A 17,403-nucleotide genomic window follows, 5' to 3' on the forward strand; every position below is an offset into this window, starting at 1 on the left:
GCAGAAATGAACAAGACCAATACAACGCCGAAGCCGAAGCTGTTGACGGTTGCCGAGGCGAAAGCGCTCGATCTGCCACGGATGACGGAGCTGTTTACCACTCACCTCAATCCAGGCCAGCTTCACTTCATGAAGCTGCTCGGCTTTCACAAGGTGAAGATCGAACGCGCTGAAGGCATGTATTATTATGATCAGAATGGGCGCGCCATTCTCGATTTTTTCGGCGGGTTCGGATCGCTGGCTTTTGGCCATAATCACCCGCGTATTCTCGAAGCACGGCGTCAGTTTCAGGAAGAAATGCGCCACGAGATTGCAATCGCCTTCATGTCGCAATATGCGGCCGCTCTTGCTTATGACATTGCGGCTTGCTCGCCGGGAGATCTCGACATGGTGTTTCTGGGGTCTTCCGGTTCTGAGGCGATGGAAGCCGCGATCAAGGTCGCAGAGCGCGCCGCAGGTCCTAAAAAGCCCAAGATCGTCTATGCGGAAAATTCGTTCCATGGCAAAACGAAGGGTGTTCTGTCCATCACTGATGGCGGGCTATATCGTGGCGAATTCAAGCTGGTCGATAACACCGTTCGGGTTCCCTTCGGTGACATTGCAGCCATTGAAAATGCGTTTCGCTCTGACCCCGAGATCGGGGTGATTGTGCTTGAAACGGTGCAAGGTGGTGGCGGTATCATTCAAACTGATGCACAGTTCTGGCAAAAGTTGCGAAGCCTTTGCGACCAGTATGGTGTGATCTGGGTTGCCGATGAAGTGCAATGTGGGTTGGGACGAACCGGGAAATTCTATGCTTTCGAGCATTATGGCGTCATACCGGATGTCACCGCACTGGCGAAGTCGCTTGGCGGTGGAAAGACCGCAATGGCCGCCATGATCGCGCGGCGCGACGTCTACATGAAGGCTTACGGCACGCCCAAGACGGCGATGATCCATGCGATGGCGACTTTTGGCGGGATTGGCGAAGCCTGCGTTACGTCGATTGAAGCTCTGAACGTTCTTTACGACGAGCATCTGATTGATAACGCAGCCGATGTCGGGGAATATCTTCTGGATCGGCTGCACGAACTGCAGAGCCGCTATCCTGCGCTTTTGAAAGATGTGCGCGGGAAGGGGATGATGGTGGGGCTGGAGTTCCATGATTTTTCCCAGACGATGCCGGTCGTGCTGCGACCAGTCCTGGCAATGCTTGATGAAAAACTGAAAGGTTCACTTCCCGGCTTTATTGGCAGCCATCTGCTGCGCGATCATGGGGTTCTGGTCGCCTTTACTGAATATAATCGAAACGTCATCCGTCTTGAGCCGCCGCTGATCTGCGGGCGGGAGCATGTGGACGCATTCATCAAGGCGCTGGATGAGGTCCTTTCACGCGGCATCGTCCGGATTGTGCGGGATTTCGTCAAGGCTCAGATCAAATGAGCCGTTTCTGATTACGGAATAAAGCCGGGGCGAAGCAGCAAATCCCAACAGGGGTTCAAAGCGACGACGGCGCGATCCTGCAGTGCTTCGGCATATATTTTCTGCAAGGCAAGACGATTGGTCGTCGTCGGACATTTCGGGCGCAATATGCCGTCTGTTGCTTCTACGGCAGCCTTCGTTTCCTTGGATAACGCCGGGACAGTGCGGAAGGGGTCGGCGCCGATCTGGATATGCCGTGTCGCATCGCGATCCAATATCCATGCAAACGGATTGACGAAGTCGAGCGACATGATGCTTTGCAGGCGAACGTTGTTCCGGGTCTCGAAGGATTTCAGATCCTTCACCATCCGGTTTGCAGAAACGAGCCAGTAGACCTGGAAATCGATTTCCGAATAAAGCTGCCAGCTAGGTAGTTGGCCTTGCGCTGCCAGCGCGTCATAGGCTGCATTGTTTTCCGGGTAGTGGGTTTCGAAAAGCTCTGCCCGTTGCAGGAAATCGGGCCGGGTCAACACCTGCCCGAGGTTCTTCAGTTCCGGGAAGGACGGTTGCACATAAGTCGGGGCTACGGCAACGGCGCGCAGGGTACGGTGCGCAACCTTGGAGAATGTCGGAAGGGCACAGAAGGCAGCGAGCACGACGAAGGCGATTTTGAGCTTCTCGGTGCCGGCTTTTATCCGCTGAAAAATCATAAGCAGGATGGGCCAAAGGAATATGAATTCCTGACTTCCGGTGTTCTGTGTCTCAAGGATGATGCCACCCAGAAGCCCAACGGCGAGCCAGACCGAACTCCGGTCGAAAAAGCGATTGTGTTTGCCGGAATGGAACTGTTCATTCCAGAAAAGAATGAGAACAAGGATCGTCGCTGGCAGAATGACGTCCAGCTTCAACGATATGACGGTCAGGAAACGCGGCAGCAGGGCTTCTTCGTTCAGGGCGATCAATGAGGCGATATCGCGAATATATCCGCCGATAATCCCATTGTACAATTCAAGGACGAACAGAAATGCAACGGTAATGGCGGCGGCCAGCAGAACGTTGCGAATAGAGATTCGTCCAGCGAGAAGTGCCGCAAGCCCGAACAGTCCACCTGCAAGAAAGCCCGTGACCTTCATCAAAAACAAGGCGAGCATCACTGCCGCACAAAACAGCGCGAGCTTTGCGCCGTTTCGCATAAACAGCAATCCGCACATCAGCACGTAGAGCAAAAGCGATGTATGGCGGTTATAAATGCCAAACCCATCCAGTCCGGGGTAGGGATAAAAGCTTTGTGTATTGGCCGGAAAGATTGCGAAAACCAGAAATGGAACAAGGATCAGAAATCCGGTTATTCGATTATGGGGGGGAAGCTCTGTCAGTACCCATGCCATCAGAGGGGCTGCAACGACCAATATTGACCATTGAACGAACAAAAGCGGTTGCGCCTGTGGGAACAGGGAGTGTCCCCATGCAAAAAGATAGTAGCCAAGCGGTCCGACAGGCGTGGAAAAGTCTACACCGGGAATCTGGTCCATTCTTATGCGCTGGGCTGCGTCGAAGTAGATGTAGCTGTCCCAGTACATTGGCCCAATGGGGGCATTGAGCCTGAATGACAGAAGCGCGATCAGCAGAACGAGAACAAAACCTAGCCAGAGCATAGGCGCGCATAGCAGCGTCGGTCTGGCCGATTTGAAGGTCGTGCTGAAGAACATGGAACCCCGCTCCCTCGTGCATCACGCGCAGAAATTACCTGCAAACCCTTAAAACTACTGAAATAGCCAAAGGGTCACCTGATTGGGCACAAATTTCCGATATGTGTGAAGAGTTTTCCAGAAAAGAGAGCGCCCACTGCACTGGGAGGAGGAATGTGCAGTGGGCGGATCTATAAAGCGCGATTGGGAGGAGGAGTATCGCGCTTTGGGTTCGGTTTTTGGGAGGAGGAGTAAAACCGAACAAGCCCAAGATAGGAATAAGGGCCGCTGCTTACAAGGGGCAACGCTGCAATGCAGATATGCATTTTTGGGTAGCTAAAAAAGAAACCGCCCCGCAGCGGTCTAGCGCGCTGGGGCGGTACTCCCTCCTCCAAGTGAGAGGAACAATAACCGTGCTCATGGAGAAAGCAACCCCTTAATAGAACTCTATAATTTTCAGAAAATACTGAAATTTGTGTAGGGTTATTGGGTGATAGTCATTCAGGTTCCATCCGGTACAAGAGCATTTTAATTGCACTGCAGGACTGAAATATACCCGTTCTTTAATAGTGTTTAGTCGAACAGTTGCAGACGCGGAAAAGTTCGTTGAGATAGGTTTCTCAACCATTGGCTGATATTGTTCACCAGATTTTCAAGTGTGCGTGCAGATTGTCTATTTATTTTCGTCAAAGCTGTGAGTAAGTTCTTCTATCTTCTTCGATTGGGGGCTTTCGGGGGAGATATGCCGCCTCAGCGCGTTCATTCGCTGCGAGGCGGTTTTCATTTGGATCTGTTGAAAGTGCATATCAGCAATGCAAGCTTGTTGATTGAGTAGGCCGGCTGAACGGGTTATTAAAAAAACGTCCGGTTCACTCCTCCTCCCAAGAACCGGACCCAAAGCGCGATACTCCTCCTCCCAATCGCGCTTACAGATTAAGCCCACAACGTTCTCCTCCTCCCGAGCGTTGTGGGCTTTTCTATATTCTACTCACGTAATTTTTCAGGCTGGAACGTATTGTTAGTTCCAGAATCGGAGCTAACGTTCCATTTTCCCTGTGCGTGCACTCCTGAGAGCTCGCCCGCCTCGCGCCCCTAAGCCCCCCGCCCAAACGCGAGGCGGTTCCTTTGAGCGGAACCTTCCAGAAGATTTATATTTCAGTGTTTCCGTCAGGGATTATTCCCACTGAATAAAGCTGCGTTCGAAGAGGAATGAAAGCGATCAGAAAGATCGCTGTTGCTTCGTTGGGTTATACTCATTTGCTGCGTCGGCTAGGTTGGCTGATAGGGCGTGTGAAGATTCCTCATGGCGCAGATTGTTCATGGAATTCTTGACGCAGTGTCGACAATACCAGAAACTGATTTAGTTGATCTGCAATTCCGGAACAATTAGAAGAAATATACTTTAAAAAGAATCGGATAAGGTTCGGCAGCTTTCCACTTGCTACAAGTTATTCTGATTTTTGGCTAAATAAAAATATATTATAAAATTATAATACATTACGTAGCGTCATATTTGATTGGAAATTAATTTTATATTTTCTGCGTTGTCTTCTGTGGATGGGTGAAGAAACGATGATTATCGATCCTGATATCCGTTTACAATCAAGAATAAGCTGAGTCGTTTCCAGGCTGGAGGCGCTTTCGGCTGTTCAGGTGGGCACAATGTTGCGTTCTGTGTCTGGAGGCTAATGCCTCGTCGATAGTTATGCTTTGATCGTCAAAAGGGACCGGCCGCTTCAGCAATGGGGGCGTTCTGGCTTCAGAAATTAACCATCTGTTAACCATTGCACATATAGACCGGATAAACCGTTTTTTAACCAAGATGAATCAAGTGCTAACACAGTCTCGTCCAATCCGTTTGAAAGGGAGATCCTTTCTTGCGCTGGTACTCTCGCCTGAACTGCCGCTCGATGGCTGGCTCGACAAGCTGGACGATCTTGCAGCCCGTTCCGTGGGTTTCTTTCTGAATCGCCCGATCGTTCTCGATCTGGAGAACGTTTCGATCGAGCGTCCGCAATTGGTTCAATTGCTTGAGGATTTGGTTAAACGTGGTGTCTGGATCACGGGCTTTGAAAATGCGCGGCCCTCTCTGCTGGGGCCAGGCATGCCGCCAGCGATGCGTGGCGGACAACCTGCCGCAGATTTCGACCCGGAGATCACAGAACCGAAGTCGCAGGAGCGCACTCCGGTGGCACCCGCATCGGTACAACTCGTCAAGGCCGTTCCGTCCATGGTGGTTACCGAGCCGGTACGGTCTGGTCAGTCGGTCTACTTTCCGGACGGCGATGTAACGATTGTTGGTTCTGTAGCGTCCGGTGCGGAAGTGGTGGCTGGTGGCTCGATCCACGTTTATGGCGCGCTGCGCGGTCGTGCGATGGCTGGGACAGCCGGAAATGCCGATGCGCGCATTTTCTGTCGCAAGATGGAGGCAGAACTCGTTGCCATCGACGGTCTTTACAAGACGGCCGAAGACATGGAGAGCCGATTGCGCGGACAGGCAGTCCAGCTCTGGCTCGACGGCGATTACATGATGGCCGAAACGCTAAACTAGCATGTTTCCCAAACGGCCGAACAGCCTTGGGAAAATGCTGGTCCAGACAAATTGTCAGGGCACTTTTGAGTGCTGAAAAAGAAAAGCAGAGCATTTCATATCCCGGGTAACGAATGCTCTGGAGGCGCGCGGGAGATACAGGAGACAAATATGGCAAAAGTGATTGTTGTAACTTCCGGTAAGGGTGGCGTTGGCAAAACGACATCAACCGCTGCAATCGGCGCTGCGCTGGCGCAACGCGGCGAGAAGACAGTCGTTATCGACTTCGATGTTGGTCTGCGTAACCTTGACCTCGTCATGGGGGCTGAACGTCGCGTCGTGTTCGATCTGGTTAATGTCATTCAGGGTGACGCAAAGCTTCCGCAGGCTTTGATCCGCGACAAGCGCCTTGAGACACTGTATCTGCTGCCTGCCTCCCAGACGCGCGATAAGGATAACCTGACCACTGATGGCGTCGACCGCGTCATGGAAGATCTCAAGAAAGAGTTCGACTGGATCATTTGCGATAGCCCCGCCGGGATCGAACGCGGTGCCACACTCGCCATGCGTCATGCGGATATGGCTGTGGTTGTCACGAATCCTGAAGTGTCATCTGTGCGCGATTCCGACCGTATCATCGGTCTGCTGGATGCCAAGACACTCAAGGCCGAACGTGGCGAACGTGTGGAAAAGCATCTCTTGCTGACCCGTTATGACCCGGTACGTGCCGAGCGCGGCGACATGCTGAAGGTTGATGACGTTCTCGAAATTCTGTCCATTCCGCTTCTGGGTATCATTCCGGAAAGCCAGGACGTTCTGCGGGCATCCAATATTGGTTCCCCAGTAACGCTCGCCGATCAGCGCAGTGCGCCTGCATTGGCTTATCTCGACGCAGCCCGCCGCCTCGCCGGCGAAGAAGTGCCGATGACTGTTCCATCCGAAAAGCGCGGCCTTCTGGGTAAACTTTTCGGAAGGAGAGCGGCATGAGCCTGTTTCGTTTCTTCAGCAAGCCTGCTTCCGCGCCGCAAGCGCGCGAACGGTTGCAGGTTCTGCTCGCCCATGAAAGGGCGTCACACGAACATTCCGATCTTGTTGCGGTATTGCGGGAGGAAATTCTCGCCGTTATCGCCAAGCATATCCAGATTGATCGCGACAAGGTCAGCGTGAAAATGGATCGGGGTGACCAGATGTCGACGCTCGAAGTCGATATCGAGCTTCCGTTGAAAACAAAAGCGAAGGTGCGGGCAGCCTGATTAAAGCATAATCCGACCGGAGTGAAACGAAGGTCGATAAGATTATGCTTACAATAGAAAAGGTTAGAGCGCCGATCTGATTCAATCGGATCGAAATGCATTCTAACACCAGTCTTGCGGATAGCCAGAAAGATGGAGGGAAAACCATGAACCGCGGTGCACTTCTCACCAGATTGAAGGAGCTTCAGGAGCTTCCAAAGTTTCAGAAGCGGGATATCTGTACCATAAGCGCTTTTCTGCAGCTTGAGGCACTGGCTGAACATGTCAGAGTCTGTGAAGAGGCAGCGGGCGTTGCACAAACGGGGCAGGATCATTGATCCTGCCTTTTCCTTGTAGAATTGAGCTTTCCTGAACACTCATAGCGTGTGTTCTCGGCAGATCAAGATTGCTGCGCGTTTACGGCACGGCAAAAAACATCTGCAAATAGCAGCCGAGAAAGGCAAGGGCGATCAGCGCCACGATGAGGAACAGGAGCTTCATGCATCATGCATCGCTCAATCGCTGTTCACGTTCAAGAAAACAGATGGTGATTGACGGCAATGGTACAGAAAATATTGCTTCATCCCATTGTTTCCATGTGTTTTTCGAATTGGCGGCTTTCCTCATTTGTTTGAGATAGGCGCAAGCTCCTGTCGTGCCGTCGTCAAAACCGTCTGTGTCAGGCTTGCGAGCCTGTCGGCCGCAAGGCGGTTGACCTGCCAGAACAGGGGAATATCCAGCGGCGTATCCGGGATGAGTTCGACCAGTTTGCCCGACTGCAAATGGTCACCGACCAACTGCACCGGATTCATCCCCCATCCCATGCCTGACAGGCTTGCCTCGACAAAAGCCTGTGTTGAGGGAAGCCAATGTGTCGGGCATGCTATGTCGGTTCGGAGGGCAGTGCGCACCCACTGATCCTGCAATCTGTCCTTTTGGTTGAACGTCAGTGCCGGAGCTTTGGCAATAGCATCGTGGGTTATTCCGTCTGGAAAGTGGCGAGCGATGAATTCCGGTGATGCCGTGGCGCGATATTGAAGGATACCAAGCGGGGTTAGACGACAGCCTTGAACTGGCTTTGATAAAGAAGTCACGGCGGCTACGACACGCCCGCGCTGCAGCCATTCGGCAGTGTGATCCTGATCGTCGACCGCAATGTTGAAAAGATATTCCGCTGTCGTGCTGAAATGCGAGATTGCTTTCAGAAACCACGTGCCCAGACTATCGGCGTTGGTCGCTATATGAAGCGTTACGCGCTGTGCAGTATTCTCGCTTCCGGACAGTCCAGGCAACTCTGCCAGAAGTTCGCGTTCGAGCATGCCTACCTGCTCGATATGCCGGCACAACCAGTCTCCTTTTTCGGTCGCCGTGCAAGGAGAGCCTCGCTCAATGAGTACTGCGCCAAGCCGCTCTTCGAGATGTTTGACACGTTGCGAGATTGCTGACGGAGTGACGTTCAACGCTCGTGCGGCTTTCTCAAAACTGCCCGTCTGAACCACCATCGCCACTGCTCTCAAGGCGGAATAGTCGATCATTAGAATTCCTAAACTGAAGTTATTAAGTTTAATTATTCTAATCCGCTAGCATTTGGTATCCAAGTGCCAACTTACTCCCAAATGGCGACCATTTATGAACACTTCAATCTACGTAACCGGCTTTACCATGGGCCTCACCCTCATTGTCGCGATTGGTGCACAAAACGCTTTCGTTCTGCGGCAGGGTTTACGCGATGAGCATGTGTTCGCCGTCAGCCTGGCTTGTGCTGTATCGGATGCCATCCTGATCCTGATAGGTGTGACAAGCTTCCAGAAGATCGCTGCCATCATGCCTGCGCTCGATCCCATCATGCGATATGGCGGTGCAGCTTTTCTGATCTGGTATGGTGCGCGAAGCCTTTACTCTGCTTTCACCTCGTCAGCGGTTCTGGCCACTGCGAACGGGGCGTCCGTGAGCCTCACCAAGACGCTTGCTACTTGTCTGGCACTGACTTGGCTCAATCCGCATGTCTATCTGGATACTGTCGTGCTGCTCGGAACGATTTCTACGCAGTTTCCCGGTTTGGAAACGTCGTTCGCGGCGGGGGCTATCACCGCATCCTTCGTGTTTTTCTTTTCGCTTGGCTTCGGTGCCCGCTGGCTGCGCCCGATCTTTGCCCGCCCGTCGTCATGGCGCATTCTTGAAGGCATCATTGCCGTTACGATGTGGTCTATCGCGCTGAAGCTCGTGACCGGCGTGTAACGATCTCAGGCTATCCAAACTAAAAAGCCGGATGCGTTTACAGCATCCGGCTTTTAGTTTTTGGAAGAACACACCTAGAGGCCCATAGCCTTCAATTCCTGAAGCGGAGGGATCGTTTCGTACATAACAGGATCGAGGCGGTCCCAGATGATTCCGCAGGTTGGCTTGTGTGGGTCCTTCACCTCTATTGTGCGGGTGGGTGTGAAAATCACGTCCGCGACGGTGTCATAGACATCCGGCGTGAGCTTTTCGCTCAGAACCTGACAGTCGTGTACGACAGCGGCAGCAGGCGTCGCTGCGGTGATACGGCCCAGACGGTAAAGCATGCCCCATTCGGCATCGAAGAAGCCATGCCCTTTGCCGAAGCGTACGCCCTCGAGATTGATCGCGCCGGTGCCGGTGACCATGTAATCGACGACCGGCATAGCCGAGATATCTTTCAGCGTGACCGGCTGTCCCACACGCTCCATGCCGTCGAGCGTCGAGGCGTAAAGATAATAATCCGGCGAAATCAGCTTCGGATCGAGAACCCAGAAGCCGCGCTTGATGGAATATGTGGTTATCAGAACGGTCTTGCCGTCTTTCAAAGCCTGAAGACGCAGGCGGTCGAGACAATTATCGGGCGTAATGAAGATGAAATCTGCGTTCTGATAATAATGATGGCTTGTCAGCCGGGCTACCGCATCCTCCCCACCTTCAAAATCTGCGATGAACTCGCCGAAGTCGAAATGGAAACGGCTATCCGGGACGGCCACCTTGCGCAACTCGCTCCACACACGTTCGCGAACGGAAGCTTTGTGATCGGTGATTTCCATGGGGACTCCTTGCATTTTAGTCTGCCGGGCTCATGCCTCGGCGTGCGAGCACCTGGCGCTCGCAGAGGGCTACGATTTGATAGAAAATGACGGACAGCATCACGGACACCACGGCAACGGCCCAGATCATGCCGTAGTCGAGATAGCCGCGTGACTGGTTGAGAAGGTTTCCGAGCCCTGTACCCGTTGCCAGCCATTCTGCAATCATGACGCCGAGCAAAGCGCGCGGTACGGCAAGGCGAATGGCAGCGAAGAGATAGGGCAGGGAGGCAGGCACAGATACCAGACGGATTTGTGTCCAGATGCTGGCGCCATAGGCGCGGGGCACATCCAGTGCGGCACGAGGAACCAGTGCCATGCCCTGAGCCATAGTCACGAAGGCAGGGAAGAAGGTGACTGAGACCGTAATCCAGAGGATGACGGACGGGCCGCGTCCCAATAACAAAACGAGCAGGGGTGTCAGGGCAACGAGTGGCATTGTCTGCGTGACAAGGGCGACAGGCATGAAGCCGCGCACGATGGCAGGCTTGGCGACTGAGGCGATGGCGAGGGCAAAGGCGAAAAGGATGCCTGCTGCCATGCCAAGAAAGGTAAGCGGTAAAGTCTGTGAAAGCGCTGTCAGCAATTTTGCCTGTGCGGGAGCTGCGGACGGAGCGAGGAAAAGATAGTCGAACAGTCCGGCTGGTGTCTTGGCGATCATGGCCGGTGTTCCCATGAAAACGAGCAGCAGCCACCACAAGACGAACGGAAGCGCGATCGAACAAATGACGAGAATAAAGTTTAGGCCGCGAGAGCCGCGCGGGGCAGTGTTTGGAGCGTTGGCTGGGACGGTGGTGGCCTTGGTGCTGCCAGTCAGCATTTTTGCAAGAATGGAAAAGAGCGCATAGGCCAATCCTGCGAGCAAGGTAGCGCACAGACCTATACCCCAGAGCCGGGTCGGTTCTGCTCGCCCGAGAGAACCTATCAGATAGGCGCCGAGACCGAAACGCCCACCGCCACCAAACTCAGCCAGAATGGAGCCTAGAACCGCATTGGGAGCGGCAATACGCAGACCGGCAAGGATTGACGGCAGAGCGGATCGCAATTGGGCCAGACGCAGCACTTTCCATCGGTTGCCACCATAGGCACGAACAATATCCACCATACGGCGGTCCGTCTGGCTGATGCCAGTCATGGTGGCGGCCATGGTGATGAAATAACAACCAAGTGCCGCCAGCGTGATACGCGGCGTCATTCCTGAAAAAGTCAGAACCAGAATAGGCGAGATGGCAATTGGAGGCAGTGCAAAAATCGCGATGTTGACGCCCCGACCCAGTTTTGCGGCAGCTGGAAAGAGGGCGAACAGAATGCCTGCAGCTACGGCAACAAGGTTTCCGATGACAAAGCCAGCACCGGCGCCCTGAAGTGTCGCTAGTATATGAGCTGGATAATCGGCACGGTCGATCCACAGACGGGCCAGGACCGCCGAAGGTGCTGGCAAGGCGCCGCCTGCAATCAGGGAAAAGCGGCCACAAATCTCCCAGACTGCAAGAAGAATAACCCAGTTGCGCAAGGTGGAGAGATGGGTTGATGGCTTCATGTCAGCCATGCAAAGCCTCCGCGACAGCGTCCTCCAGCGCATGGAATTGCGATGTGCTGAATATTTCGGGGCTGCGTGGGCGTTCCAGCGGAATATTGATGATCTTCGCGATGCGTCCGGGGCGACTGTGCATCACCACGATCCGGTCGGCGAGGAAAACCGCTTCGTCTATGCCATGGGTGACAAGCAGGGTGGTGGCCTTGCTTTCAAGCCATATGCGTTGAAGCTCAATGTTCATCTGGCGGCGCAATATCTGGTCGAGTGCGCCGAAAGGCTCGTCAAGAAACAGAACGCGCGGATCGGTGACCAGAGATCGGGCAATTGCCACACGCTGGCGCATGCCGCCGGAAAGCTCACCCGGAAGTGCTTTTTCGAAGCCTTTGAGGCCAACAAGGGCGATCAATTCGGCAATCCGGTCGGTCTTTGCTGAACGAGACAGGCCAAGCACATCCAGTGGCAGAGCAATATTGTCTTCGACACTCCGCCATGGCATGAGCGCTGCATCCTGAAAAGCCACACCGGTCAGTCCGGCCGTTGCGGCCTCTACAGGGCTTTTGCCCATGACTGAAATCGAGCCGTTATCAGGCTGATCGAGACCGAGTGCCAGCCGCAACATGGTCGACTTGCCACAACCGGACGGTCCGATGAGTGCAGTGAACGAGCCGGTGGGGCATTCGAGCGAGACATCGGATAGTGCAATTACGTTCGTGCCGCGCCCCGAAAAGGAGCGCGTCACATTTTCAAGTTTGATCCCGGACATATCAGGCATCAAATCTCTTCAAGAAGCGTTGTGTCGAAATGATCGCGCTTGGCGGCGATGCCAATCGTACCGAGCGCCTTGATCGTGTTCTCGATGGCTTCTTCGCTCATGGAGAATACACCATTCGGCGTCTCGATCAGCGGCTTCTGCGCCGTGTTGAAATAGACTTCGTTTTCGATCGAGCGGCCGGTGCCCTTGAACCAGCTGTCGGCAAATTTTGGTGGGTAGGCTGCTGGGTCCTTGAGGTTTTCATCCCAGCCCTTGCGGCTTGCGCGAAGGAAAGCAACGAGATCCTTGCGCTTTGTCTTGAGTGTTTCTTCCGTAACGACAACCGTATCGTTGAAGATCGTAAAGCCAAAATCATAGAGCAGGAAGGAAACTGCCTCTTCGCCAGCCTGCTTGATGGTGAAAGGAACATTGGTCGTAAAATCGAGTGAAGCGTCGATTTCACCCTTGATGAGCGGCGTCGGATCATAGGCGTAAGGAACGATGTTGACTTGAGAAGGCTCTATGCCCGAAATCTTCAGCATGGCTTCAACCGAGATGACGTTGACCGGCGGTACAGCCAGCGTTTTACCGATCAGGTCCTTTGGCTCCCTGATCGGGTTCTTGGCCAGCGAAATAATACCGATTGGGTTCTTCTGATACTGGGCGCCGATGATCTTGAAAGGCGCACCCTGTTCGACGATTGCCTTGATCGTCGTGTCGGGGGTGGTGAGGGTCAGATCGGCCTTGCCCGCAATGATCGTGCTTTCCGGAATGACGTCGGGGCCACCGGAGATATAGTTCAGGTCGAGGCCTTCTTCGCGATAGAAACCCTTGTCTACTGCAATGAAATAACCGCTGAATTCCGCGTCATTGATCCAGGAAGCCTGAAAGTTGAATGGTGTATCCGCAGAGGCAAAACGGCTCATGGCTGGCAGAGCGGCTGCGGCGCCCATCAGTCCGAGAAAACGACGGCGATCCAGGGCAATATTCATTGAATTTTCCTTTTGGTGCTGAACTGTCAGGCAATGCCGCGCATGCGCGCAAGCTCACGCAGCGGCGGGATGGACTGGATGTCTTCGGCTGAAACGTCGTTCCAGCGAATACCGCGCGGCCTGCGACGGTTGCGCGTTATCTCGATCAGGCGGCTGGGCGTGGCAATGAAGTCGAGAGCAATATCGTTCTCCGATACGTTGAGGCGCTCTTCCACGATCTGTACGTCATGCACGGCTGCCACAATCAGAGACTGCTCGTCGGCAAGTCCCAGATCGGTGAACATGCCCCATTCCAGATCGAAGAACGCATGGCCTTTGCCAAAACGGACTCCATCGATGGAAACAGCGGATGCGCCAGTCGCAATGACATCAAAACGACCGATATGGGTCAGGTCTTCTAGACTGACCGATCGACCGAAATGTTCCATTCCGTCAAGCCAGGCTGCGGCTTTCTCCAACCCCGGGGGAACGGATCCCGGTTCGAGCAGAAGAAAGCCGCGCTGCATGCCGTAGGTCGGCATGATGAATGGTGTACCCGACATGATCAGGCGACGGCGCAACTCGATCATGGAATTATCTGGCGTCACAAAAACCAATTTGGCTTTCGCAATCCCTTCAATCGCCAGCAAGCGATCCGTAGCTGCCTCTACTCCTTCAAAGTCCGGTATGAATTCCGAGAATTTGAAGTGGAAGCGTGCATCAGGGCGCGCGACGTCTTTCAGCCGATCCCAGATGCGCTGCCGTGTATTGCGGGAATACGCCATGGAGAATCCATGAATTTCAATGTTTCACTATCAATGAAACAAATGTTTCAGTATTGCAAGAGGCGATGATAAGCTTTTTTAGTGCACAGAGAGATTCGGAATAAACGCACATGGCTTCACGTCTGGTACTGCGCATACAGGAGCGCTACGCAAAGCTCACGGCAGGCGAGCAGAAAATCGCGCAGCTCGTTCTCGAGCGCGAGGACGACATTCTGATTCATTCCGCTACCGAAATCGCGGAGATGGCCGGCGTATCCAAGGCGACCACAGCTCGCTTCTTTCAACATCTGGGCTATGCCGATTTCAATGAAGTGAAACTTCAGGCGCGTGAGGAGCGTAACCGTACCGAACCTTTTGAATATTCGAGTACGGTTGACGAAGAAGTGCCGCTGGTGCGTACCATCAGCGCACATCTCGATCTGGAGATCGCCAATATTACCCGGACGTTCGAGGCGCTTCGCTCCGACAAGATGCGCGAAGCTGCCGAACTTATTGCAGAAGCACCGCGTGTCTGGGTGATCGGGCTTGGTGACGAGGAAGGGTTTGCGCGCTACGCGCGGCTTCTGTTTTCAAGGCTGCGCCACAGCGTGATGCTCCTGGGCATCAACCAGGGGTCATGGGCTGAGGATCTGGCCATGACTGGTCCGAAGGATGTGTTGCTGCTGATCACATTGCCACCGCATCGGGCATTGCTGAAACAAATTCTGGGTTATGCCGTGACGAGCCGGTTGAATATCGTGACCATTACGGACCGAGGATCTGTTTTTGAGGCACAGCGTTACGCGCGTGTTGTTCTTCCGTGTCATGTAGACAGTATCGGATTGGGCGCATCTTATACCGCCGTCAGCAGCGCCATCCGGCTTCTGGCGTTGACCTATGCTTCATATGCGGGGAAATCGGCGCAACAGCGACTTGAGATCGTCGCCGGTATTCACGACGAACTTGACGATACGGACTGAAACTCAGCCGTCCTGACATGCTCCGGGCGGAAGCCGACACCGATCAACCTGCCCGCAAGATGTGCAAGAATGGGCCAGCGTGCGAGGTGACGCATAAAGGCGGGTGGTCCATCGCGTCTGGTATTGTTCGTTTCACGCTTGCGACGATCACTGCGCATCATCAGTTGCAGTTTCTGCGTTGCCTTTGTGGGAAAGCGACGTCGGGCTTCGACTGCTAGGAGATACGGTTCCAAAGTTTGGTTATCCCTGAGCGGAGCGGCCAGAATATTGGCTGCTGCAACAGCATCCTGAATGGCGAGATTGACCCCAAAGCCACCAATTGGCGACATGGCATGGGCGGCATCGCCGATACACAGAAGCCCCGGTTTCCACCACGTTTTAAGTCGGTCGATGCGTACGCTCAAGAGATGAATGTCATCCCATGTGCCTATTTCGTTCATTCGGTCAGGAGGCAATGGAGAGACTTCTGCAACTGCCTTGCGGAATGCATCGAGTCCTCCCTGCCTGACATCGGCAAAGGTCTGTTTGCGGAGTACATAACCGCATTGCCAGTAGTCGCCGCGATCGATCATGACGAAACCCTGTCGAGGGCCGCCATGGCCCATCGTATAGGGTGGGTCATTGGGAGCGTGCGACAGCTTCATCCAGAGAATTTCGCTTGGCGAGCCAAAACTTTCGACCTCCAGACCGGCTTTTGTGCGCACCACGGAGTTTCTTCCGTCCGCACCCACAACAAGTTTGGCATTGATATTTATGGTTTCAGCTGGTGTTGTCGCGACGAGGCCGGTGACACTTCCGTCCTTCTCGGTCAGATTGATCACACTTGCAGGCATAAGGAGCCTGAAGTTTGAATATTTCGCAGCTTCGCGTGCAATGTAATTCAGAAATTCCCATTGCGGCATGAAAGCGATGAAACAACACTGAGCGGGAATTCTCGAAAAATCGGCTATCGTGATGTCCTTGCCGCCAATCTCCGCATGTAGCCGATACGCCTTGGTATGGGGCAAGTCGAGAAGACCGTCCAGCAAGCCGAGTTCATGCATGACTTGAAGCGTGGACGGGTGAATTGTGTCCCCGCGAAAATCACGCAGAAAATCTGGATGCTTTTCGAGAACGGTCACGTTCACACCAGCGCGTGCAAGCAAAAGTCCCAGCATCATTCCTGCTGGCCCACCGCCCGCAATCGCGCAATCGGTTTCGATATAGCTTATTGGCTGCGTCATGACTGTTCCACTCGACCGCGCTTGTTTTGCACAAGACATAAAAAGACCGGCGCTCTCAATAGGTCAAGCGCCGGCTGGAAGTCTACGCGACCAGTAGAGGTCAAAACATGAATTAAATTATCAAGTTTAATTTGTCAAGCCAGTGAGCCCTGTCGTTGGGTCAGTGATTGGAGCCGATTTGATGGAAAGTACTCGAAATCTCTGACTCGTCGGTATATCAGGCATTGAGAATTGAAACCTATCCAAGCGCGGGTGGATTTCTTTTGCCAAGCTGCCGCTCGCGGAAGACCGAGAACAATCCGGCGCTGACGACGATGACCGCACCGGCAATGATGTTCCAAGTCAATTGCTCGTGGAACACTGTGACTGCGATACACGCGCCGATAACGAGCTGCAGATAGGTAAGCGGTTGTACTTCTCCTGCCTCCAGAATGTTGTAGGCACGGATGAGGAAATAATGGCTTGCGATACCGCAGGCACAAAGGGCTGCCATCCAGAGCCAGTCGCTTCTGGCAATAGGCATGAGATAGAAACTGCCGACAAATGTGAGGGCAACAGCACCTGCTATGCCGGTGTAGAAGAAGCTGGTCATGGCATCGTCGCTCTTGCTGACGGCGCGTGTCGCAACCGCGTAAACGGCGAACATGACCATCGCCGCCACGGGCAGAAGCAGGCTTGCGTCGAATGTCGCGTTCACTGGATTGATAATCAGCAGAACACCGATCAACCCAACAATAATTGCAGTCCAACGTCTCCAGCCAACCTTTTCGCCAAGGAAGGGCACAGAGAGCATGGTCACCAATAGCGGTGCGCCCTGAAAGATCGATTGTGCCGTTGCCATGCCCGCGCGACTGAGGGCGAATATGAATGTAACGATTTCAGCAGCAAGCAGGATGCCGCGAAAAACCTGTAAAAAGGGACGTTTCGTTGCTGCGGCCTTGGCAATGCCTCCGGAGCGGATTGCAAGCAGGAGGACGAAGGCTGCAAAGACCCAATAGCGGATCATCGTTATGAGGATCGGCGAATAATGGGTGCCAAGATACTTCGAAATACCATCCTGCGTTGCAAAAATGGTAACCGCGAGAAGTGTGAAGAGATAGCCCTGGCCTTTGCGTGTCATGGCGCACTCATATCGACACAGCTTTGGTGCTGCCACCCATAAAATCCGAAATGCCCACATAGTATGAGCATTCCATCGTTATCGACGGAAGATTTCCAGTCGATGTGCTTTGAT

Annotated in this window: 15 protein-coding genes; 6 read left to right on the forward strand and 9 right to left on the reverse strand. The window is 53.7% G+C overall.

What is annotated here, in order from left to right:
* Nucleotides 1–6: 6 nt before the first annotated feature.
* Entirely contained in the window at nt 7–1,422 is a 1,416-nt protein-coding gene (locus AC1RHM_RS09480; protein WP_043061615.1) for an aspartate aminotransferase family protein, read from the forward strand.
* Nucleotides 1,423–1,433: 11 nt separating this feature from the next.
* On the opposite strand, the gene AC1RHM_RS09485 is transcribed toward AC1RHM_RS09480, so the two are convergent.
* The gene (locus AC1RHM_RS09485; RefSeq protein WP_151895819.1) at nt 1,434–3,110 is read right to left on the reverse strand and encodes a hypothetical protein; all 1,677 of its coding nucleotides are present in this window, start codon (nt 3,108–3,110) and stop codon (nt 1,434–1,436) included.
* 1,801 nt (nt 3,111–4,911) lie between these two features.
* On the opposite strand from AC1RHM_RS09485, the gene minC reads away from it, so the two are divergent.
* From minC to minE, 3 genes are all read left to right on the forward strand, one after another.
* Nucleotides 4,912–5,640 (forward strand): septum site-determining protein MinC, encoded by a 729-nt coding sequence (gene minC / locus AC1RHM_RS09490; RefSeq protein ID WP_010660935.1) that lies wholly within the window; start codon nt 4,912–4,914, stop codon nt 5,638–5,640.
* 150 nt (nt 5,641–5,790) lie between these two features.
* Entirely contained in the window at nt 5,791–6,606 is an 816-nt protein-coding gene (gene minD / locus AC1RHM_RS09495) for a septum site-determining protein MinD (RefSeq protein WP_010660936.1), read from the forward strand.
* On the forward strand, nt 6,603–6,872 hold the full coding sequence (gene minE / locus AC1RHM_RS09500) for a cell division topological specificity factor MinE (RefSeq protein WP_006468449.1): 270 nt from the start codon (nt 6,603–6,605) through the stop codon (nt 6,870–6,872). Before minD ends, minE begins: the two co-directional genes overlap by 4 nt.
* A gap of 602 nt (nt 6,873–7,474) precedes the next feature.
* On the opposite strand, the gene AC1RHM_RS09505 is transcribed toward minE, so the two are convergent.
* A complete protein-coding gene (locus AC1RHM_RS09505; protein ID WP_011982706.1) occupies nt 7,475–8,386 on the reverse strand; it encodes a LysR family transcriptional regulator ArgP in 912 nt (303 codons plus the stop codon).
* 94 nt (nt 8,387–8,480) lie between these two features.
* On the opposite strand from AC1RHM_RS09505, the gene AC1RHM_RS09510 reads away from it, so the two are divergent.
* Nucleotides 8,481–9,089 (forward strand): LysE/ArgO family amino acid transporter, encoded by a 609-nt coding sequence (locus AC1RHM_RS09510; RefSeq protein ID WP_010660939.1) that lies wholly within the window; start codon nt 8,481–8,483, stop codon nt 9,087–9,089.
* A 74-nt stretch (nt 9,090–9,163) separates the two neighbouring features.
* Here the strand turns inward: AC1RHM_RS09510 and AC1RHM_RS09515 are convergent, their stop codons facing one another.
* Genes AC1RHM_RS09515 through AC1RHM_RS09535 form a run of 5 tightly spaced genes read right to left on the reverse strand, consistent with a single transcriptional unit; the run spans nt 9,164 to nt 13,987 of the window.
* On the reverse strand, nt 9,164–9,904 hold the full coding sequence (locus tag AC1RHM_RS09515; protein WP_010660940.1) for a 5-formyltetrahydrofolate cyclo-ligase: 741 nt from the start codon (nt 9,902–9,904) through the stop codon (nt 9,164–9,166).
* A 16-nt stretch (nt 9,905–9,920) separates the two neighbouring features.
* The gene (locus AC1RHM_RS09520) at nt 9,921–11,492 is read right to left on the reverse strand and encodes an ABC transporter permease (RefSeq protein ID WP_010660941.1); all 1,572 of its coding nucleotides are present in this window, start codon (nt 11,490–11,492) and stop codon (nt 9,921–9,923) included.
* Nucleotides 11,485–12,252 (reverse strand): ABC transporter ATP-binding protein, encoded by a 768-nt coding sequence (locus tag AC1RHM_RS09525; protein WP_010660942.1) that lies wholly within the window; start codon nt 12,250–12,252, stop codon nt 11,485–11,487. Before AC1RHM_RS09525 ends, AC1RHM_RS09520 begins: the two co-directional genes overlap by 8 nt.
* Complete coding sequence (locus tag AC1RHM_RS09530) at nt 12,252–13,223, reverse strand: ABC transporter substrate-binding protein (protein ID WP_010660943.1); 972 nt, start codon at nt 13,221–13,223, stop codon at nt 12,252–12,254. The genes AC1RHM_RS09525 and AC1RHM_RS09530 overlap by 1 nt, the downstream gene beginning before the upstream one ends.
* A gap of 26 nt (nt 13,224–13,249) precedes the next feature.
* On the reverse strand, nt 13,250–13,987 hold the full coding sequence (locus AC1RHM_RS09535; protein WP_010660944.1) for a 5-formyltetrahydrofolate cyclo-ligase: 738 nt from the start codon (nt 13,985–13,987) through the stop codon (nt 13,250–13,252).
* Between the two features lie 110 nt (nt 13,988–14,097).
* On the opposite strand from AC1RHM_RS09535, the gene AC1RHM_RS09540 reads away from it, so the two are divergent.
* Complete coding sequence (locus tag AC1RHM_RS09540) at nt 14,098–14,946, forward strand: MurR/RpiR family transcriptional regulator (protein WP_010660945.1); 849 nt, start codon at nt 14,098–14,100, stop codon at nt 14,944–14,946.
* On the opposite strand, the gene AC1RHM_RS09545 is transcribed toward AC1RHM_RS09540, so the two are convergent.
* The gene (locus tag AC1RHM_RS09545) at nt 14,919–16,169 is read right to left on the reverse strand and encodes an FAD-dependent oxidoreductase (RefSeq protein ID WP_010660946.1); all 1,251 of its coding nucleotides are present in this window, start codon (nt 16,167–16,169) and stop codon (nt 14,919–14,921) included. The two genes, AC1RHM_RS09540 and AC1RHM_RS09545, sit on opposite strands and share 28 nt — an antisense overlap.
* Nucleotides 16,170–16,407: 238 nt before the next feature.
* Nucleotides 16,408–17,289, reverse strand: coding sequence for a DMT family transporter (locus AC1RHM_RS09550; protein WP_010660947.1), 882 nt, complete (start codon nt 17,287–17,289; stop codon nt 16,408–16,410).
* Nucleotides 17,290–17,403 lie beyond the last annotated feature (114 nt).

Source organism: Brucella sp. GW823-FHT04E01 (assembly GCF_058796175.1).